The organism is Methylobacterium sp. Gmos3 (assembly GCF_056430985.1).
Genome location: NZ_JBWJYL010000003.1, coordinates 276,676 through 297,030 on the forward strand (window position 1 = coordinate 276,676; position 20,355 = coordinate 297,030).

A 20,355-nucleotide genomic window follows, 5' to 3' on the forward strand; every position below is an offset into this window, starting at 1 on the left:
CGCGTCCAACACGGGCGCCGCGGCTCTGGGCTGGGGTGCGACGGCTTCGGGGAGCGGCTCTCTGGCGCTGGGCTCGACAGGGTTTGGAACCGGCGCGCAGGCGCAGGGTCAGGACAGCGTTGCGCTCGGCGGCTCTTCGCGCGCGGCGTCGATGGCCGGTGTCGCTATCGGCTTGTCGGCGAGTGCGACGAACATCGCGGATATCGCGCTCGGCCGCTCGGCGAGTGCCTCGGGTTACGGCGCGTTTTCGGCCACGGCGATCGGTGACGGCAGCGTCGCGTCGGGGCCGGGCACTGCGGCGTTCGGTGATACGGCCAAGGCCACCTACGACGGTGCCGTGGCGATCGGAAGTCTCGCCAACAGCACCGGGTATCGGTCTTTTGCAGGCGGCATGTTGGCCAATGCCTCCAACGAGGATTCGATCGCCCTGGGTGATCGCGCCAATGCGGGCGGCTACCACGGGACCGCGATCGGCTTGTTGGCCAATGCTGGGGGCGTCGCCGCCGTGGCCCTCGGTCAAGAGACGAACGCCTCGTCCTGGCAGTCGATCGCCATCGGCTATCACTCCAACTCTTCGAACGCTGGCGCGACGGCCATTGGCTCGAACAACAGCGGGGTCGGCGCCGTCGCCTCGGGCTTTAACGGCACCGCTCTCGGCGGCGCGTCGACGGCGAAGGGCGACAATTCCACGGCCGTCGGCAGCTCGGCCAATGCCGCTGGCAGTGGGGCGGTCGCCATCGGCACAGCGTATAGTTATGGCCTGCAGGGCGCGAAGGCGAATGCAGTAGAAGCCGTCGCTGTTGGCGGCGCGTCCAATGCAGCAGCCAATTATTCGGTCGCATTGGGCGTCCGGACAACGGCGGGCGGCACCAGTTCGGTTGCCGTGGGTGATACCGCGGCTGCCAACGGCTTCGGCGCCATCGCGATGAGTTGGTTAGCCAGCGCGAGCGGGACCAACGCGATCGCGCTGGGTAATAGCACGACAGCCAGTGGCTCCAATGCGATGGCAGTGGGCAGCAATGCCGCCGCCGCCGGTCCCAACTCGGTTGCGGTTGGCAACGCGGCCGTCGCGTCGGCCACCGGCGCGACGGCGCTCGGCTCAAGCAGCGGCGGAGTCGGGGCGAAGGCGCTGGGCCAGGACAGCATCGCGGTGGGCGGGTCGTCGGTGGCGACGAACGTCAACGACGTCGCGATCGGACCAGGCGCCGTCGCCATGGGCGCCCTCGGATACGGAGCATTCTCGCTCGGCGTCGGCAGCATCGCCAACGGCGCGGCGTCGCTCGCGATCGGCTGGGGCGCCAATGCGACAGGCCAAGATTCGGAGGCCATCGGTGGTGGGGCAAACGCAGCCATCGCCGGGACAGCCTACGGTCACGCGGCGAGTGCCGGCGGCCAACACGCCACGGCGATAGGCAACGTGGCGAGTGCCTCCGGGAGCTACGCCGCCGCATTTGGCAACGGGGCGGGCGCCTCCGGCACCTATTCGACGGCCCTTGGCGGCTCCTCTTCGGTCTCGGGCTATGTCGGGACCGCGGTGGGCTGGGCATCCGCCGCAACGCAATCCGGCGCGACGGCGATGGGCTGGAGCGCGGCGGCTACTGGGACGGGATCGCTGGCGCTGGGTTCGACCGGAACCGGCGCGGGCGCGCTGGCGCAGGGGCCGAACAGCATCGCGATCGGCGGCGCTTCGGTGGCGGGGGCGAATTACGCAACGGCCCTCGGCACAGGTGCCAACGCCGCGACAGCCGGTGGAACGGCCATCGGTGTGAGCAGCACCGGCGTGGGCGCCAAAGCGGCAGGTTGGGACAGCCTTGCCGTCGGCGGCGGTTCGGTGGCGAGTGGCATTCAAGCGACCGCGCTGGGCTCAGGTTCCATCGCGTCGCAGTCCTACGGCACGGCGGTCGGCCTCAATGCTACTGCCGCCGGCACCAGCAGCTTCGCAGCGGGCGTTGCCGCGAAAGCCTCCGCGGCCAGTGCTGTCGCGGTGGGTGACAATGCCAACGCCGCAGGCGTTGCCTGGGTCGCCGTCGGCAGCTACGCGTCGGCTTTCGGCTCGTATTCGATCGCCCAGGGCATCGGTACGAAGGCGGCCGACTACGCGGTGGCCTTGGGCGACGGTGCGAATGCATCGAGTTCCGTCGCGATTGCCATTGGAACCAACTCATCCGCCAAGCAGGACGCGATCGCGGTCGGTTGGTTCGCTTCGAGCGCCCTCGAAGGCGTCGCTCTCGGTGATAACGCCAATGCAAGTGGCAGCTACAGCTCCGCAATAGGGTATGTCGCGAATTCCGTCGGCTATTCAGCTTTCGCCGGCGGTACCTTCGCGAAATCGATTGGTGATTATTCCACGGCCCTCGGTAACTACGCGAATGCCGTCGGCGCCAGTTCCACCGCGGTCGGCTCCAACACCGTTGCGGGAGCGGCCAATTCGGCCGCCTTCGGCAGCAATGCCAACGCCGCCGGTATCAGCTCGGTTGCGGTGGGTGATACGGCCAAAGCCACCAACAACGGTGCCGTGGCGATCGGCAATCTCGCCAACAGCACAGGGTTTCGGTCTTTCGCGGGCGGCGCGTTGGCCAATGCCTCCAACGAGGATTCGATCGCCCTGGGTGATCGCGCCAATGCGGGCGGCTACCACGGGACCGCAATCGGCTTGCAGGCCAATGCTGGGGGCGTCGCCGCCGTGGCCCTCGGTCAATGGACGAACTCCTCGTCCTGGTACTCGACCGCCATCGGCATAAACGCCAACGCTTCGAACGCCGGCGCGACGGCGCTCGGCTCGAGCAGCGGCATGGTTGGCGCTGTCGCCTCGGGCAATAACAGCACTGCTGTCGGCGGCGCGTCGGTGGCCTCGGGCACGGGCGCAGTTGCGCTGGGCACCTCGGCCAACGCATCGGGTAGTACTGCGACGGCATTGGGCTTTGCTGCGGCGGCGAAGGGCGACAATTCCACGGCCGTCGGCAACGCGGCCGTCGCCACGTCGACCAACGATGTGGCCATCGGCCCATCTGCTCAAGCCACCGGCAACGCGGGCGGCTCGGCCGTCTCCATCGGTGCGGGCAACATTGCCAAGGGCGCGGGTGCGGTCGCCATCGGTGATCCGAGCGTGGCCAACGGCTCGGGCGCCATCGCGGAGGGCCTGAACAGCATCGCCACGGCGGACGGCACGGCGAACGGTGGAGCGGCCAACGGCGCCATCGCGATGGGCAACACCGCCATCGCGGTGGGGCAGGGCACCCTGGCCCTTGGTAACCTGACGCAGGCGCAGGCCGCAGGCTCCATCGCCCTGGGCGACGGCACGACCGTGACGTCCGCCGCCTCGAAGGGCATCGCCATCGGCGCGGGGGCGAACGCCTCGGTGGCGCGCAGCGTCGCTTTGGGCGACGGCGCCACGACCGCGAGCGCGGTGAGCACGCCCTCGCTCACGCTTGGCGGCGTCACCTTCGGCTCCTTCGCGGGAACCGCGCCGGTGGGCGTGGTGTCGGTGGGCGCACCGGGCAGCGAGCGGCAGATCCAGAACGTCGCGGCGGGCCGGTTGACGGCGACCTCGACGGACGCGGTCAACGGCAGCCAGCTCTATTCGGTGGTGTCGACGACGCAGAGCGAGGTGAGTTCCCTCTCGACGGGCCTCTCCAACGGTCTTCCCCAAAAGTATTTCCACGCTAACGCGGCCGGGGTCGACGGCGTGGCCGGTGCCGCCAACACCATCGCGATCGGCGCGGCGGTGAACGCCTCGGCAGCCGGCGCGACGGCCATCGGCACCAGCAGTGCCGGCGTGGGCGCGAAGGCGGCGGGTCAGGACAGCGTCGCCATCGGGGGCGCATCGGTGGCGGGCGGCAATTCGGTGGCGGTGGGCTTCCAGGCCAATACCGGGACATTGACTTGGGCTGTCGCGATCGGTCCACAAACCACTGTGACCGGTACCGCCGGCATTGCGATCGGATCTGCGACAACCGCGGACAATAGTGCGGTTTCGGTTGGCAACTGGGCGAACGCGTCAGCGAGTTACGCTCTCGCGTTTGGCTACATGGCGAATGCGTCAAGTGCTAACAGCATTGCCCAAGGCACAAATGCTGCAGCCTCCGCTCAGAACGCCGTCGCCATCGGCGCATCGTCTGTCGCCGCGAATCTTTCTACCACGGCGGTCGGAAACGGGGCCACTGCGACCGGCACCTATGCGTCGGCGTTCGGTGCATTCACCGAAGCGCGTGGCGTTGGCTCCGTTGCGATCGGCAACAGCTATACCAACCATGCGAAAGCATACGGTGACAATAGCATTGCCATCGGTGGCGCGACGGCTGCCTCGGCGTCGTATGCGACGGCAATTGGCTCGAATTCCAGTGCCTCCGCGCCGAATGCGACGGCGCTCGGTGTGGGCGCGCAGGCGCTGGGGCAGGACGGCGTTGCCGTCGGCGATCTATCGGTGGCGTCCTTTTTTTTCGGTGGCAGTGGGCCGCCTAGCCAATACCTCAGCTGGCAATTACGGTGTCGCGATCGGTCCATTGACCACGGTGATCGGTACGGCCGGCATTGCAATCGGCTCCACAACGGCCGCGAACAGTTTCGCCATTGCGCTCGGCAACTTGGCGAATGGGTCAGGTGCTTACAGCATCGCCCAAGGCGACCATGCTAACGCCTCCAATTCTTACGCTGTCGCCATCGGCGCATCGACTATCTCCGCGAATCTGTCTGCCACGGCGGTCGGAAGCGGGGCCAATGCGTCCGGCACCTATGCGTCTGCGTTCGGTACAGCCACCGAAGCGCGTGGCAACGGCTCCGTTGCGATCGGCAACAACAGTAATAACCACGCGAAAGCATACGGCGACAACAGCACCGCCATAGGCGGCCAATCGGCGGCCTTGGCGGCGTACGCGACGGCACTTGGCACAGCTGCCAACGCCTCCGCATCGGGCGCGACGGCGCTCGGCTCGGGCAGCGGCGGCCAAGGCGCGCAGGCGCAGGGGCAGGACAGCCTCGCGCTAGGCGGCGGTTCGGTCGCGGGCGGCAATCAAGCGACCGCTTTGGGCTTCGGCGCGAGCGCGGTTAGCACGCAGGATATCGCGATTGGCGCCGGTACGACGGCGACGGGGTCCGGCATTTACTCCGCCCTCGCCATCGGGGCGGGGGCCGTTGCCAACGGAGCATCGGCCAGTGCCATCGGCATCAACGCCAATGCCAGCGGCTCCGATGCGTATGTCTTTGGCTCATACGCCCGCGCGGTGACGCAAGGCTTGGCGTTCGGCCGCTCGACGAGTGCCGGCGGCATCGCCTCCGTGGCGATCGGCAACATAGCGAATGCCAACGGCCTGAACGCCGTAGCGATCGGCAGCGTGACGAGTGCCTCCGGGAGCTACGCGTCCGCATTGGGCGGCGGCGCGGCTGCGAGCGGCACCTTTGCGACGGCCCTGGGCAATTCCTCTTCCGCATCGGGCTATGTGGCGATTGCAGCGGGCTTTGGATCGAACGCGACGCAATCCGGTGCAATCGCGTTGGGCTGGAACGCGGCAGCGCTGCAAAGCAGCACGACGGCTATCGGCAATTCGGCCAATGGTTCGAGCTTCGCGGCAACGGCGATCGGCAACGGGGCCAATGCAAGCGGCAGCTATGCCACGGCGCTGGGCAGCTACTCGACGGCCTCGGGCTATGTAACGACTGCTGTGGGTTGGGGATCCAGCGCGACGCAAACCGGCGCGATCGCGGCGGGTTGGTACGCGGCGGCGACGCAAACCGGCGCGACGGCGATGGGCTGGGGCGCTGCGGCGACGGGTACGGGATCTCTGGCGCTCGGTTCGACCGGAGCCGGCGCGGGCGCGCTGGCGCAGGGGCCGAACAGCATCGCGATCGGCGGCGCTTCGGTGGCGGGGGCGAATTACGCAACGGCCCTCGGCACAGGTGCCAACGCCGCGACAGCCGGTGGAACGGCCATCGGTGTGAGCAGCACCGGCGTGGGCGCCAAGGCGGCAGGTTGGGACAGCCTCGCCGTCGGCGGCGGTTCCGTGGCGGGTGGCATTGAAGGGACCGCGCTCGGCTCTGGCTCCAACGCGTCGCAGTCCTACAGCACGGCGGTCGGCCTGAATGCCAATGCCGCCGGCGTCAGCAGCTTCGCGGCGGGCAGTACCGCGAAAGCCTCCGCGCTCAGTTCGCTTGCAGTGGGCGACAATGCCAACGCCGCAGGCGTCGCCGCGGTCGCGGTCGGCAGCTACGCGTCGGCTTTCGGCTCGTATGCGATCGCCCAGGGCATCGGCACGAAGGCGGGCGACTATGCGGTGGCTTTGGGCGACGGTGCGAATGCATCGAACTCTATCGCGATCGCCATCGGAACCAACTCTATCGCCAAGCAGGACGCCATCGCGATCGGATGGTTCGCTTCGAGCGCGTTTGAAGGCGTTGCGCTCGGTGACGGCGCCAACGCAAGTGGCAGCTACGGCTCTGCAATAGGGTATGCCGCGAATTCCGTCGGCACTTCAGCTTTCGCCGGCGGTACCTATGCAAAGTCGACCGGTGATTATTCCACCGCCCTCGGCAACTATGCGAGTGCCGTTGGTGTGAGGTCCACCGCGATCGGCTCCAATGCCGTTGCCGTCGCGCCCAATTCGGCCGCGTTCGGCAGCAGTGCCAACGCCGCGGCCGCCGGCGCGACGGCGCTCGGCTCGAGCAGCGGTGGCGCGGGCGCGAAGGCACAAGGTCAGGACAGCATCGCCATCGGCGGCGCCGTGGCTTCGACGAATCAATCGATTGCGCTGGGCCTGAACGCCAACTCGGGCGGCGCAGCCGGCGATGTGGCGATCGGCAACGGGGCCACGGCCGTGGGCGGTTCCAGCCTCAACTGGTCGGCGATCGCTATCGGGACATCGGCGAACGCGCAAGGGAACGTGGCGATCGCGGTGGGTTACGCGTCCTACGCTTCGCAAAACGGCGTAGCTTTGGGCTGGACGTCGAACGCCTCTGGCGCCTATGCGACGGCCCTTGGCAATCAATCGACCGCCGCCGGTTCCTACGCGGTGGCCCTGGGCAGTGCGTCGAACGCCGCCGGCACCTATGCGACGGCTCTTGGCACCGTGGCCGTCGCCTCGGCCGCTGGCGCGACGGCGCTGGGCTCCAGCAGCGCCGGAAATGGCGCGAAGGCGCTGGGCAAGGACAGCGTCGCCATCGGGGGCGCCTCGAACGCGGCGAGCACGAACGACGTCGCCGTTGGCATCGGTGCGACGGCGGTGGGCAACGCGGGCGGCTCGGCCGTCTCCCTCGGCGCGGGCAACATTGCCAAGGGTGCGGGCGCGGTCGCCATCGGCGATCCGAGTGTGGCCAACGGCTCGGGCGCCATCGCGGAGGGCCTGAACAGCATCGCCACGGCGGACGGCACGGCCAATGGCGGGGCGGCCAACGGCGCCATCGCGATGGGCAACACAGCCATCGCGGTGGGGCAGGGCAGCGTGGCCCTCGGCAACCTGACGCAGGCGCAGGCCACGGGCTCCATCGCCCTGGGCGACGGCACGACCGTGACGTCCGCCGCCTCGAAGGGCATCGCCATCGGCGCGGGGGCGAACGCCTCGGTGGCGCACAGCGTCGCGCTGGGCGACGGCGCCACGACCGCGAGCGCGGTGAGCACGCCCTCGCTCACGCTCGGCGGCGTCACCTTCGGCTCCTTCGCGGGAACCGCGCCGGTGGGCGTGGTGTCGGTGGGCGCACCGGGCAGCGAGCGGCAGATCCAGAACGTCGCGGCGGGCCGGTTGACGGCGACCTCGACGGACGCGGTGAACGGCAGCCAGCTCTATTCGGTGGCGTCGACGACGACGAGCCAAGTCGGCTCGCTGTCGACTGGCCTGAGCACGACGAACAGCTCGGTGGCGTCGCTGTCCACGGGTCTGAGCACGGCCAACAGCTCGATCGCGTCTCTGTCGACGGGTCTGTCCGGGACGACGAGCCAGGTTGACTCGCTGTCGACGGGTCTGAGCACGACGAACAGCTCTGTGGCGTCTCTGTCGACGAGCGTGTCGACGACGACGAGCCAGGTGAGCTCGATGTCGACGGGCGTGTCGACGATGACGAGCCAAGTGAGCTCGATGTCGACAGGCGTGGCGTCACTGTCGACGGGCTTGAGCACGACGAACAGCTCGGTGGCGTCTCTGTCGACGAGTGTGTCGACCGCGACGAGCCAGGTGAGCTCGATGTCGACAGGCGTTTCGACGATGACGAGCCAAGTGAGCTCGATGTCGACGGGTGTGGCGTCGCTGTCGACGGGTCTGAGCACGACGAACAGCTCCGTCGCGTCTCTGTCGACGGGTCTGTCCGGGACGTCGAGCCAGGTCGGCTCGCTGTCGACGGGCCTGAGCACGACGAACAGCTCGGTGGCGTCCTTGTCGACGAGCGTGTCGACGGCGACGAGCCAGGTGAGCTCGATGTCGACGGGCGTTTCGACGATGACGAGCCAAGTGAGCTCGCTGTCGACGGGCTTGAGCACGACGAACAGCTCTGTGGCGTCTCTGTCGACGGGTCTGTCCGGGACGACGAGCCAGGTTGACTCGCTGTCGACGGGCCTGAGCACGACGAACAGCTCGGTGGCGTCGCTGTCGACGGGTCTGAGCACGGCCAACAGCTCGATCGCGTCTCTGTCGACGGGTCTGTCCGGGACGTCGAGCCAGGTTGACTCGCTGTCGACGGGCCTGAGCACGACGAACAGTTCGGTGGCGTCTCTGTCGACGAGCGTGTCGACGGCGACGAGCCAGGTGAGCTCGATGTCGACAGGCGTGGCGTCACTGTCGACGGGCCTGAGCACGACGAACAGTTCGGTGGCATCGCTGTCGACGAGTGTGTCGACGGCGACGAGCCAGGTGAGCTCGATGTCGACGGGCGTGTCGACGATGACGAGCCAGGTGAGTTCGATGTCGACAGGCGTGGCGTCGCTATCGACGGGCTTGAGCACGACGAACAGTTCGGTGGCATCGCTGTCGACGAGTGTGTCGACGGCCACGAGCCAGGTGAGCTCGATGTCGACAGGCGTGGCGTCACTGTCGACGGGCTTGAGCACGACGAACAGCTCGGTGGCATCTCTGTCGACAGGCGTCAGCGCCATATCCAGCTCGGTGTCGACGCTGCAGCGAGACGCGTTGCAGTGGAACTCTACCCTGAACGCTTACGATGCGGGCCGCGGCGGGTCGGCACAGAAGATCACAAATGTCGCCCCCGGCCAGCTCAGTGCGAGCTCGACCGATGCCGTGAATGGAGCGCAGCTCTACTCGACGAACAGTTCTGTGGCGTCGTTGTCGACGGCCATCACGACAGGCGGCAGCGGTGTTGTCTCGCTGTCGACTGGCTTGGGTGCGACGAACAGTTCGGTTGCGTCCCTGTCGACGAGCGTTGCCGGCTTGCGTCTCGACGCCCTGCAGTGGGACTCGGTGGTCGGCGCCTACAGCGCCAGCCATGGCACTAACACCCCGCAGCGGATAACGAACGTCGCCGCGGGTACTGTCAGCGCCATATCGACAGACGCGATAAACGGAAGCCAGCTCTACTCTGTCGCCTCGACGACGCTGTTGCAGATCACGTCACTGTCGACGGGACTACTTCAAACAGTGAGTTCGGTCGCGCAGCTCTCGACGACCGTATCTCAGTTGTGGAACGGTCAGCCCGGGAGCGGTGGTTCTAACGCGTCGCTTTCAACGAGCCTGAGTGTCACCAACAGCTCGGTGGCCTCTCTGTCGACGGGGTTGAGTGGCACCAACAGTTCGGTGGCGTTCCTGTCGACGGGGCTAAGCTCGACCGGAAGTGTGGTTGCGACGCTGTCGGACAGCATGGGCAGTGCCACCAGCTCCATTGCTTCACTCTCGACGGGGCTGATCGGCACCGCCAGTTCGGTCGCGCAGCTCTCGACCGGTCTCAGCAACACGAACAGTTCGGTGGCTGCGTTGTCGACCGGCCTGGCAAATGGGCAGGTCGGGCCGATCCGCTATGGGACGTCGCCGCAAGACGCGCGAACAGCGGCGACTTCGCCGAACGATCTCTACCTGCAGCCAGGTTCGGGCACCGGTCCGGTGGTCCTCCACAATGTCGCGGCCGGCAAGATTGCAGCGGGATCGAACGAGGCCATCAACGGCGGCCAGATGTTCTCGCTGGGCAACAGTCTCGCGACGGCTCTCGGTGGCGGATCGGCCTTCAACACAGCGACCGGCGAGGTTTCGGCCCCGACCTATCGCGTACAGGGGTCGAACTACACCAGCGTTGGAGGTGCGATCAGCGCCCTCGACAGTGGCTTGAACTCGTTGCAGAACAACATGAGCCAAGTCACTGCCAAGCTTCAGACCCAGATCACAAGAAATCGCTCGATCGCTTCGGGCGGCGTGGCAGGCGCGTTCGCCATGAGCCAGATGCGGTTCTCGGATCGCCCCGGGACGCAGAGCCTCGGTATCGGGACGGGCTTCTACGACAACCAGACCGCGATGGCGATCGGCTACGGCTTCACCTCGGAAGACGGAACGTGGCGCGGCACCGCATCCGTCTCGTACACGCCGGGCGTCAACAAGCTCGGTGTCGCGGGCGGCATGAGCTACAGCTGGTAAGATCTCGGGGGCTGAGAATTCCTAATCTCAGCCCCCGGTTCCATCTCCGCTGAGCGAACACAGACTATGCACGCAAAAATTTCGTGTTCTATGTGGCTGCAACTGTAGATCGAAGTATTAGTTATGATATGTGGCTGGCAGGTGCTGTACTCAAGATAATAGCTGTGCTACACAGCGCCATGAGACGAGGATCTGGCTTTGTGCGGGCAGTGCTATTTGCGTTGGCCGTATCCAATTCCGGGGCTTTGGCTCAGGAATCGGTGGCAACGCCAGCACTGGACACCAGCATTTTCAAGGACGGCGAGATTGAAAGTAGGGCCTTTAGCGATGGCGAATGGCATGCGAAGTGCCAGCAGATCGTAAAGATAAAAAGACGGATCTGCAATCTGCTTTCGTCTGTTGCGGACAGTAGCGGCAAAGTTATCGGATCTACCATCATCGCGACGACTGATGCTGGAATACCAGCTATGATGATCTCGATACCAAGCGAGATTTCTCCTAAAAAGGAAGTCTCTATTTATGGGAGTCATCTTAGCAAGATCGAGGGAAAGGTGGTCAAGGTCGAGTTTTCGCAAGCCGTAAATGCGATGGTTTGCGAAAGCACATGTAAATACATGTTTCCCCTCGATCCTAAGCTCGTTTACATCTTGAATGCAGGGGAAAGCCTCAAGATAGCGACCACAACCCCCGAAAGTGGACGGCGAGCAACTACCAAAAAAGTGACGCCGGTGATTGATGTCGGAAATTTGAGTATTCGCGGGCAAGGTTTTGCCGAGATACTCACTAAAACCACTGCTACCTGGTAGGATTTAAGTCGCGACTTTGATCTCGGCCGTTGCTTATGAGCAAAAAGGATAAGTGCGCCCCGCTTGGCGCCGTGTATTGGGGAGGTGAGCTAGAGCCTCGTCGACAACGCCAAAGAGTTCTCACGATTGGGAATCCGATCGATGAGCTGTGCGACGCAGGCCGGTGTGATGATTAAGGAGCCGACACTGCATCCTGAGCGGTAATAGTCGCTCCGAAGAGGAGAATAAGATGATCAACAGCTTCAAGCAAAACGTGTTGTTTCTGATCTTTCTAGTTCTCACTGGCAATGTCTTGCTTCTAAGCGTGTCGAGTGTCTCATCAATAATCAATAAGCCTTCCAAAGAGGCTGGGTATGAGATCATCGATTGCGGAGATGCGGCGGGCAAGATTCACAAATGTATACGCGTCGACCCTAAGGCTGGTGAAATCAATGATCCATCGAAGGGCGCGAGCTATCGTATGATATACGATCAATAGCAACGCAACTGACTGAACATTATTGATTTATGCCAAACAAAAAGGCCTTGGTTATGAAAAAGTCAATGACTTTCGTCGGCGCCGTCTCGGCGTTGTGTACGATGACGCTTTTCGCGGGTGTCGCAAGCGGGCAAAGTCCTGAGCCAAAGCCGGTCAATCACGGAGTTAAGGCCGCTGTGCCGCAGCTGCGGGCCGCTCAGAAGCCGGAAAAAAGTAATCCGAAACCTGCCGCAACGCCTACGCAGCCAGTCCCGGCATCGGGCGCTGCGCAGGCTCAGCCCGCCGCCGCACCGCCTGGTGAGACTCAAAACTTTCAGGGATGGGTCGTGACATGTCTCGCCCCGCCGGCCGACAAGTCGCCGCGGACCTGTGTCGCCAGAATGGGCGTGCTGAAGAGCAACGAGGATCGCCGTCCGATCCTATACTTGAGTGTCATCAAGACCGGCGGCTCGGCGACTTTCGTTCTGCAGACGCCGACTGGCGTCGATTTGAAGTCGGGGGCGACGGTGCAGATCGGAACGAATGCACCACGTCACGTGACTTATGAAAGCTGTGAGCCGTCCCTTTGCACTGCGACGGTGCAGATGGACGACGCCTTCGCGCAGGAACTTGCATCCGCGCCCACTGCTACGGCGTCCTGGGTCGGGATTGGCGTTGGAGAGGTTCGGGTCGAGTACGCGCTGCAAGAGGCACGCAATTCTCTCGCCTATCTCTTCAGCCGGTAAAAACTCGGATCGGGAGCAGCGCAGCTTTGCGTCGGCTCCCGGTACATGTTCTGATTTTCTTTTCTGCTCGATGATCGCCGGTCAGGGCGAGTGGCTTGAGCTCTAAGGGGTTGTGATGCGCGTCGGCGTCTCGATCATGACGGGTGATAAGCAGCACGTCTGGAACAACGGGCTCACGCAGAACATCTACCACCTCGTCAACCTGTTAAGTCAAATCCCATTCGTCGAGGCGGTTTACTTCATCAATTGCGGCGACCGACCTACACATCCGAATGGGTCGGACGAGGCAGCTAGGCGCTTCCCAATCATCACGCAGGCGGAGGCGTTCGATGTGGTGGATGTCGCCATCGAGATGGGCGGCGCCATCGACGTCGAGTGGATCCGGCGGTTCAGATTCCGTGGCGGCAAGTTCATCATCCATCAGTGCGGCCAGCCCTACGTTGCGCTGGTCGAGCCGACTGTCTTCGGTCGCGATGGGTTCTTCATCGAGGCTGAACGCTGCGAAGAGATCTGGCTACTCGCCAAGGATATGATCTTCGCGCCGATGCTGCGGACAATCCATCGGTGCCCGGTGAACGAGGTTCCCTATCTCTGGTCACCACGCTTCCTCGAACAAACCGTGGAGCGGGGACCTGACGGTGAGCCATTGTATGGCTACCGCCCGGGAACGCTGAAGGCCGGAGCGGCGCGTCCGGCGATCTTCGAACCGAATATCTCGCCCATCAAGATGGGGCTGATCCCCCAGATGATCTGCGACGTGGCGGAGCGACAATCACCGGGTGTGATCGACTATGTCACCTATTTGAACGGGGACGGCACGCTCGAGCATCCGGCCTACGTCCACTTCATGCAGAGCATGGACACATATCAATCGGGACGGACGAGAATCATCGGACGTGATTATTTCGCTCACGTCATGGGCCGGGGCTGCAACATGGTGGTCAGCCATCAGCTGAATTGTCCGCAGAATTACGTCTATCTAGACGCGCTCCATGGCTCTTACCCGCTCATCCATAATTCTGAGATTTTCAAGGATGTCGGATATTATTACGACACTTCCGATGTTACGAGTGGCGCAAAACTCTTTAACCATGCTGTCGAGGCGCACGATAGAAATCTCGATTTTTACTCTCGGCGGGGCAGGGCGATGATCGATAGTTTGTCACCATCCTCCCGCACAAACATCGATCATTATGCGCGGCGGCTCCTCGATTTAGTCAATACAAGTTCTAGGCGGAGGTCGGCGTGAGCAAGGCGCCCGTGTCTCAGTCTCGCGCGAAGCGGAATACCAAGGGCCGCCTGCGCGTTGGGGTGACGTTGTTTTTGCGTGATGAGAAGCAGACCATCTGGGAGAATGGAATATTCCAGAACTGCTTTTTCCTGCTTCAGACTCTGCGAACATCACCCATCGTCGAATGGTGCTGTGTCGTGGTCTCGGGACCCGGAAATCCGGAGAAAGCCGAGGCTTTCCTCAAAAGCACGGAAGCCCCCATCATTACGATGGCGGACGCGATGGACAACCTCGATGTTATCGTCGAGCTGAGTGCCCAACTCGATGTGGAGTGGGCCAAGGCATTCGTGGCGCGCGGCGGGCGCATCGTGGCGATGCGGGTTGCCAATGACTTCATCATCGATGCCGAGCGGATGGCGTTCAAGCTGCCGCCGGGACTGCTGATGACCGGGGCGCCCTACCACGAAGTCTGGACGCTGCCCGCCTTCTCCCGCACCTGCGCAGAGTATTATGCCGCCGGGTATCGCGCACCCGTGCGGATCATGCAGCATCTCTGGTCTCCGAGCCTCTTGGAGAAGGCGGCCGCCGCGAAGGGGGGAGATTACGACTTCCGCTACGTTCCGGGACGAACGCGCTGGCGGTTGGCGGTGATGGAGCCGAATCTATGTTCGGTGAAGACCTCTCACATCCCGCTTCTCGCTTGCGAGGTCGCCTATCGGATGAATCCCGCGTGTTGGGAAAGCATACGGGTATTCAATACCGATAAGCTCCGCGAGAACGACACCTTCGTGAAGTTCGCGCGCTCCCTCGATGTCGTCTCGCACGGCAAGGCCACCTTCGAAGGGCGCTATCCGATCATCGATGTCATGGGGCCGTACGCCGACGCGATCGTTTCCCATCATTGGGAGAACGCGCAGAATTATCTGTATTATGAAGCGTTGTATGGCGGCTTCCCGCTCATCCACAATTCCGATCTCATCGATGGGTGCGGCTACCGTTACACGAACTTCGATCCGGAGGACGCAGGCAAGGCGTTGTTGCAGGCCTTCGCGCAGCACGATCTCAACCTGAAGAATTACATCGCAGACGGGCGCAGCCTCCTCGCCAAGCTCGACCCGATTTCCGATGCCAATGTTCGGCTGTATAGCGATGCCCTTGTCCGGCTATTCGAGCCGGATTCGCAGACAACAGCGGCTGAGCCACGACGCAGCGTGGCGGCTGTCGTTTGAGAGAACGGGCAATGGACAGGCGTTCTCTGAAGATTGGGATCACGCTCGGGCTCCGCGAGGCAGCTGAGAGCCTCTGGCTCAACGGGATCAAGCAGAACGCTCTGTATCTTGCCAAGCTGTTCCAAAACTCGAAGCATCGGCATTCCGTTAGATTGCTCAACACGACGTCGGTGACGCTCGGCGACGATCTGCCATGGGATCGGGAGCGCTTCCCGACCATGGCCTATGCCGAGGGCTGGCAGGGTCTCGATGTGCTGATCGAGCTCGGCGGGCAGATCGATTGGAACCAGACAGCCGATTTGAAGAGGCAGGGAACGAAGATCGTCAGCTATTGCTGCGGTCCTGAATACGTCCAGAACATCGAAGCAATGATCTTCAAGCGGCGTCTATACGACACGATCTACGTCAACCAGCAATACGATTGCGTCTGGGCAATTCCGCAGGTCTGGGATCTGAGCCGGGGCTTTTTTGAAACCCTCCGCCGTTGTCCGGTGAAGGAAGTGCCCTTCGTCTGGGACCCGATGGCGATCCAGGCCGCAACGAAGGACCTGCCGAACAAGGGTGAATACCGCCCCTCTGAGAGCGGCAAGAGAATATCGGTTCTCGAGCCTAATATCGATGTGATGAAGTTCTGTCTCTATCCGATCTTCATCGCGGAGCGAGCCTTCCGGCAACGCCCCGAACTGATCGAGTTCATGTATGTCGCCAACTCGGATCGCTTTGTTTACGACAACACCGAGTTTGCAGCGTTGATGCAATATTGCGACCTGATACAGGCCGGCAAAGCGTGTTTCATCGGCCGGGTGACGACCCCGACATTTCTTGCCGAGCATACGGATGTCGTCGTCTCGCATCAATGGGGTCTGCCTCTAAACTATATCTACCTCGAATGCTGCTGGCAGGGTTATCCGTTGGTCCACAATGCCGATATCGTGAAGGATCTTGGCTACTATTACCGGGGTCATGATGTCGCCGAGGGCGCCGAGCGGCTGGTCGAGGTGCTGACCGAGCACGATGCATCCTGCCACGATTACCTGGCGCGCCAGCGATCGCGGATCTCGCGCTATCTTGCCGATGACCCGAACCTCGCCGATCAATACGATGACTTGCTGTTCGAACTCGTCGCGAGTTCGGGGGCGTAGGGCGTTCGGTCAAGCCATGGCCAGGGCTCCGGCGATCAATGCCAAGCCCACGGCGAGCCAAGCGACGTAATCGCCGATCAAGCCACTATGAAGGGCTTCGAGGAACCGAGCCGGGCCTGACTGTGTCCGCTGCAGGGGCCGCACCAACAAACCGGGGAGGCGGTGCCTGAACAGCGCGTAGGCGGCCAGCGCGATGGCGCCCGCGACGGAAACCCAGGCGCCCGTCGCCGCGCCCATATGGAGGGGGCCGGTCATCGTCTGACGGCTGAAGGCGCTCACCGCGCTTGGCGCGATGTTGCGGACCCAGTCGGCCGGCACGAGGACGTCGAGGGCGAGGAGCACGCAGCAGGGGGCGAGCATCAGCCACAGGGGCCGGTCGGCCTTCTCGCGTTCCTCCTCGCTCGGAGCATCGGCCTCGTCGCCGGGATCCTCGCCGAGGCCGAGGAAGATCCGGCCAGCGGCACGCAGCACGGCGGCGCCGGTCAGCGCCGCGCCGACGAGGTTCGCGGTGAGGGCGAGGGGATGCGTGTCCTCGAGGGCGCCGTGGAGAAGGCGCGAGCCCAGGTCGAGCAGCCCAAGAGGCAGGCCCGCGAGAAGGAGGGCGGCGATGGCCATCGCTGCGCCCGCGGGGCCGATGCCCCTGCCGAGGCCGCGCAGGTTGATCTCGTCCACGCTCGCCCGGGTGGCGAGGAGAATGCCGGCGATCATGAAGAGTGCGCCCTTCACCATCCCGTGCCCGACGACGTAGACGAGCAGGCCGCCTGTGCCGGTGGCCGAGAGGGCGCCGATGCCGGTGAGCATGATGCCGGCATGGGAGATGGTGGAGAAGGCGAGCATCCGCTTCAGGTGGCGCTGGAGCAGGGCCATCCAGCCGCCCAGCACCGCGCTCATGGCGCCGAGGCCGATCATCAGGCGCGGCACGGCCCATTGGATCTGGTCCGAGCCGGCGAAGACGAAGGTGGTGAGTTTGGCGAGGCCGAACACGCCGAGCGAGACCATCGCGCCGGAGAAGATCACCGAGACCGGGCTCGGCGCCACCGCGTGCGCATCGGCGAGCCAGAACTGGAACGGCACGGCGGCGGCCTTGATCATCAGCGCCGCCGCGACGAGGCAGAACCCGCCGGCCACGACCGGATCATTGCCGGCATGGGCCACGGCGGCGGCGATGCCGGCGAAGTCGAGGGTTTCGGCGCGGGCATAGAGCAGGCCGATGCCGCCGAGCATCAGGAAGCCGGCGAGGCTGTTGACGATGGTGAAGTTGAGGGCGCCGGCGAGCGCCGATTCCTCCAGGTGATAGGCGGTGAGCGCGAAGGCCGCGACGCTCATCACCTCGAACCACACGAACAGGTTGAACAGATCGCGGGTGAAGCAGAACCCGACCATCGCCGCCAGGAAGAGCAGCATCAGGATGTGGAAATGGCCGTGGGTGCGGCCGAAGAAGCCCCAGGCGAAGACGAAGGCCAGGGCGTAGAGCAGGCCGATGAAGGCGGCGATCCAGCCGCTCGCGGCATCCACCGAAAAGCCGATGCCGAGTGCCACGCCCTCGCGTGGCTCCCAGCCGCCGAACCAGTAATCGATTGTGCCGTCGCCCGCATGGGAGGCGAGGATCGCGCAGAGGACGCTCACCGCCAGGGCGGTGAGGGTAGCGAGGATGTCGGGCACGCGCTTCGGCAGCAGGTGGGCGGTCGCGAGCAGCGACGCGCAGACCACCAGGGGAACCGCGACCGGCAAGGGGACGAGGGTTGCAATCACCGGGTGTCGCCCTTGCGGCGCATGGGTTTCAGGTGTTCCGGGTCGAGGGTGCCGCTGCGCTTGAAGATCTGCACCGTGAGGACGAGGAGCAGGGCGGTGAGCGTGGCGCCGACAACGATGTCGGTGAGGACGAGGGCCTGCATCACCGGATCGACGGCGGGCGTGCCGGGGGGGTGATCGTAGAAGATCGGCGCGATGCTGCCCCAGCGATAGCCGAGGCCGAGGAGCAGCACGTAGGTCGCCGATTGGCAGACCGAGAGGCAGCCGACGAGGTGGATCAGGTTGCGGCTGGAGGCGAGGCCGTAGAGCCCCGCCGCGAACAGCCACGCGGCGACGGCGTAGGGGAGCCAGGTCACGCGGTGTCCTCCCCCGGCTCGTCCGGGCCGTCGGCTTCGCGGGTCTCCTCCAGGAATTCGAGGAAGAGCTGGGTGAAGCCGCCGCAGACGGCGAGCGCGACGCCGAGATTCTCGATCAGCATCAGGCCGCCGGAATAGAGATCGCGGAAGGTGCCGAAGGGCAGCACGTTCTGCATGAAGGCCGCGCCGACCAGCATCGGCGCGAGGCCACACAGGGCGAAGAGCAGGGCGCCGCCGCCCTCCATCGCGTCGAGCCAGTGGCTGCGGACCACGTCGCGCCAGCCGGAATAGCCCTCGCCGAGATAGGCGAGGAGCGTCCCCGAGGCGAGGATCACGCCGCCCTGGAAGCCGCCGCCGGGCGTCACCGTCGCGTGGACGACGATGTAGAGGCCGAACAGCATCAGCAGGGGGCCGGCGAGGCGGCAGGTCAGCACCACGGCTTCCGAGCGCGGCAGGATCGCCCGGCCGGGCAGGCGCATGGCGCGGTCGGTCATGTCCTCACCGCGCCGGCCGCGCAGCAGCACCACGGTGCCGGTTATGGCGGCGAGCAGCATGAACTCCTCGCCCAAGGTGTCGAGGCCGCGCAGGTCGAAATTGATGGCGCTGACCATGTTCGCCACATGCCGCTCCTTCGGCACGATGGCGTTGATGCGCTCGCCATAGGTGGCGATGGTCGCGCCGAATTCGGGCAGCCGGCCGATGACGGCGGCGGTGCCGGGGAGGAGCGCCGCCAGGGCCACGCCGAGCAGGGTAAGGCGCAGGCGCGGGGTCATGGCTCGTGGCCCTCGTCGGAGGCCTGTTCGACCTTACCCGCTCGCACCGCCATGAGGGCGACGAGGAACAGCAGCGGCACGGCGGCCGCGCCCACCGCGATCTCCGACAGGGCGACGTCCGGCGCCTGCAGCGCGGTGAAGAGGATCGCCAGGACGATGCCGTTGCCGGCGATGGCGAAGATCTGCCGGGCCGGATCGCGGACCAGCACCACGGCGGTGCCGGAGGCGGCGGTGAGGAGGAACAGGAGGGGGAGGATCACGCTCATGCCGAGCGCCCCTCCCGCAGCAGCATCGCCCGCCCGGCGGCGTGGGTGATGACGGCGCCGAAGCCCACGAGCAGCACGGTAATCAGCAGGATCTTCAGGGAGCGCACGGACACTCCGTCCGAGGCGAAGCCGGCGGCGGTGATGGCGATCCCCGCCACGATGTTGAGGAAGGATACCGCGTGCAGCCGGTCGAGGGCGCGGGGCATCCGCAGGATTGCCAGCGCCGAGAGCCATGTCGCGGCGACGGCGCAGCCGAGGAGGATCGCGATGAGCACCGTCATACCCAGCGCTCCAGGAACACGGAGAGGAGCAGCGTACCGGGCAGGCCCAGCAGCACGGTGGTGAGTGCGAGGTCGATCACCGAGGCCTGATCCGTGGCGAAGGTCAGGAGCGTCAGCACCAGCACACCGACCGTGGTGGCGAGCTGGTAGGCGGCGAGCCGCTGGCCCGGCCGCCCGCGCCACGTCTGCGCGACGCTCAGGACGAGGGGCGGCAGCAGGGCGAGGATCGCCCAGGTCCAAAGGCTCATCGCGCGTCTCCTCCGCCGGAGAGCCTATGCTCCACGATGCCGGCATCGCCCCCCTTCTCGCGCAGCACGAAGCTGTCCGGCGCGAGGGATTTCGCGATCAGCCCGAGCGCCCGCTCGGCCGGGGTGTCGGCCACGGACCAGGCGCTCTCGGCGTCCCGCTCGTAGAGGGTCCGGCCCGGCGGACGGCCGTAGCGGATGTGGTGGACGAGTTGCCCCGCCACCCGCGCCGTCGCGCCGGGCAGCGCGAGGATGGCCCCGGCGAGGCGGCCGAGATGGCGCGTCCAGCCGGCGAAGCGCATCCCGCCGCGCCGTCCGCCGAGGGCCCACCAGAGGCAGGCGAGGGTCGCGGCGGCGGCGCCGGTTGCCGCCTCGTCGAGGCTGAACGAGCCGGCGAACAGCAGGTAGAGGGCGAAGAGCACCACCCAGGCGGCGGCGGCCGTGAGGGCGAACAGGCGGGGATTCGCGGCGGCGGAATCGGAGGACATGGCCGGGGGCGCCACCGGGTCGGAGAGAAG

General features: G+C 65.1%; 15 protein-coding genes and 1 pseudogene. 9 read left to right on the forward strand and 7 right to left on the reverse strand.

Features of this window, described 5'->3' with window-relative positions; all coding sequences use genetic code 11:
- Positions 1-67: 67 nt before the first annotated feature.
- The 9 genes and pseudogenes from ACS5Q7_RS07665 to ACS5Q7_RS07705 form a co-directional block, all read left to right on the forward strand.
- Positions 68-133, forward strand: a pseudogene (locus ACS5Q7_RS07665) (hypothetical protein); the annotation flags it as partial.
- Positions 134-151: 18 nt separating this feature from the next.
- Positions 152-4,633 carry a beta strand repeat-containing protein gene (locus tag ACS5Q7_RS07670; protein ID WP_478338962.1) on the forward strand — a complete coding sequence of 1,494 codons (4,482 nt, stop codon included), beginning with the start codon at positions 152-154 and terminating at the stop codon, positions 4,631-4,633.
- Positions 4,584-10,553, forward strand: a complete 5,970-nt coding sequence (locus tag ACS5Q7_RS07675) for a hypothetical protein (RefSeq protein ID WP_478338963.1) — start codon at positions 4,584-4,586, stop codon at positions 10,551-10,553. Before ACS5Q7_RS07670 ends, ACS5Q7_RS07675 begins: the two co-directional genes overlap by 50 nt.
- A gap of 83 nt (positions 10,554-10,636) precedes the next feature.
- On the forward strand, positions 10,637-11,359 hold the full coding sequence (locus ACS5Q7_RS07680; protein WP_478338744.1) for an invasion associated locus B family protein: 723 nt from the start codon (positions 10,637-10,639) through the stop codon (positions 11,357-11,359).
- Between the two features lie 229 nt (positions 11,360-11,588).
- Positions 11,589-11,837, forward strand: a complete 249-nt coding sequence (locus ACS5Q7_RS07685; protein ID WP_478338745.1) for a hypothetical protein — start codon at positions 11,589-11,591, stop codon at positions 11,835-11,837.
- Between the two features lie 65 nt (positions 11,838-11,902).
- Complete coding sequence (locus ACS5Q7_RS07690; RefSeq protein ID WP_478338746.1) at positions 11,903-12,562, forward strand: invasion associated locus B family protein; 660 nt, start codon at positions 11,903-11,905, stop codon at positions 12,560-12,562.
- Positions 12,563-12,677: 115 nt separating this feature from the next.
- Positions 12,678-13,811: a DUF2827 family protein gene (locus ACS5Q7_RS07695; RefSeq protein ID WP_478338747.1), complete on the forward strand. Its 1,134-nt coding sequence runs from the start codon at positions 12,678-12,680 to the stop codon at positions 13,809-13,811.
- Positions 13,808-15,022 carry a DUF2827 domain-containing protein gene (locus ACS5Q7_RS07700; protein ID WP_478338748.1) on the forward strand — a complete coding sequence of 405 codons (1,215 nt, stop codon included), beginning with the start codon at positions 13,808-13,810 and terminating at the stop codon, positions 15,020-15,022. Before ACS5Q7_RS07695 ends, ACS5Q7_RS07700 begins: the two co-directional genes overlap by 4 nt.
- 11 nt (positions 15,023-15,033) lie before the next feature.
- Positions 15,034-16,164: a DUF2827 family protein gene (locus ACS5Q7_RS07705; protein WP_478338749.1), complete on the forward strand. Its 1,131-nt coding sequence runs from the start codon at positions 15,034-15,036 to the stop codon at positions 16,162-16,164.
- Positions 16,165-16,173: 9 nt separating this feature from the next.
- Here ACS5Q7_RS07705 and ACS5Q7_RS07710 read toward each other — a convergent pair whose 3' ends face one another.
- The 7 genes from ACS5Q7_RS07710 to ACS5Q7_RS07740 are packed head-to-tail and all read right to left on the reverse strand — an operon-like array spanning position 16,174 to position 20,325.
- Positions 16,174-17,916, reverse strand: coding sequence for a complex I subunit 5 family protein (locus tag ACS5Q7_RS07710; RefSeq protein WP_478338750.1), 1,743 nt, complete (start codon positions 17,914-17,916; stop codon positions 16,174-16,176).
- Positions 17,913-18,272 (reverse strand): sodium:proton antiporter, encoded by a 360-nt coding sequence (locus ACS5Q7_RS07715; protein WP_243958079.1) that lies wholly within the window; start codon positions 18,270-18,272, stop codon positions 17,913-17,915. Before ACS5Q7_RS07715 ends, ACS5Q7_RS07710 begins: the two co-directional genes overlap by 4 nt.
- A complete protein-coding gene (locus ACS5Q7_RS07720) occupies positions 18,269-19,045 on the reverse strand; it encodes an MnhB domain-containing protein (RefSeq protein WP_478338751.1) in 777 nt (258 codons plus the stop codon). Before ACS5Q7_RS07720 ends, ACS5Q7_RS07715 begins: the two co-directional genes overlap by 4 nt.
- Positions 19,042-19,311: a Na(+)/H(+) antiporter subunit B gene (locus ACS5Q7_RS07725; RefSeq protein WP_478338752.1), complete on the reverse strand. Its 270-nt coding sequence runs from the start codon at positions 19,309-19,311 to the stop codon at positions 19,042-19,044. The genes ACS5Q7_RS07720 and ACS5Q7_RS07725 overlap by 4 nt, the downstream gene beginning before the upstream one ends.
- The gene (locus ACS5Q7_RS07730) at positions 19,308-19,592 is read right to left on the reverse strand and encodes a monovalent cation/H(+) antiporter subunit G (RefSeq protein WP_478338753.1); all 285 of its coding nucleotides are present in this window, start codon (positions 19,590-19,592) and stop codon (positions 19,308-19,310) included. The genes ACS5Q7_RS07725 and ACS5Q7_RS07730 overlap by 4 nt, the downstream gene beginning before the upstream one ends.
- Positions 19,589-19,840 (reverse strand): monovalent cation/H+ antiporter complex subunit F, encoded by a 252-nt coding sequence (locus ACS5Q7_RS07735; RefSeq protein ID WP_478338754.1) that lies wholly within the window; start codon positions 19,838-19,840, stop codon positions 19,589-19,591. Before ACS5Q7_RS07735 ends, ACS5Q7_RS07730 begins: the two co-directional genes overlap by 4 nt.
- Positions 19,837-20,325 (reverse strand): hypothetical protein, encoded by a 489-nt coding sequence (locus ACS5Q7_RS07740; protein ID WP_478338755.1) that lies wholly within the window; start codon positions 20,323-20,325, stop codon positions 19,837-19,839. Before ACS5Q7_RS07740 ends, ACS5Q7_RS07735 begins: the two co-directional genes overlap by 4 nt.
- Positions 20,326-20,355 lie beyond the last annotated feature (30 nt).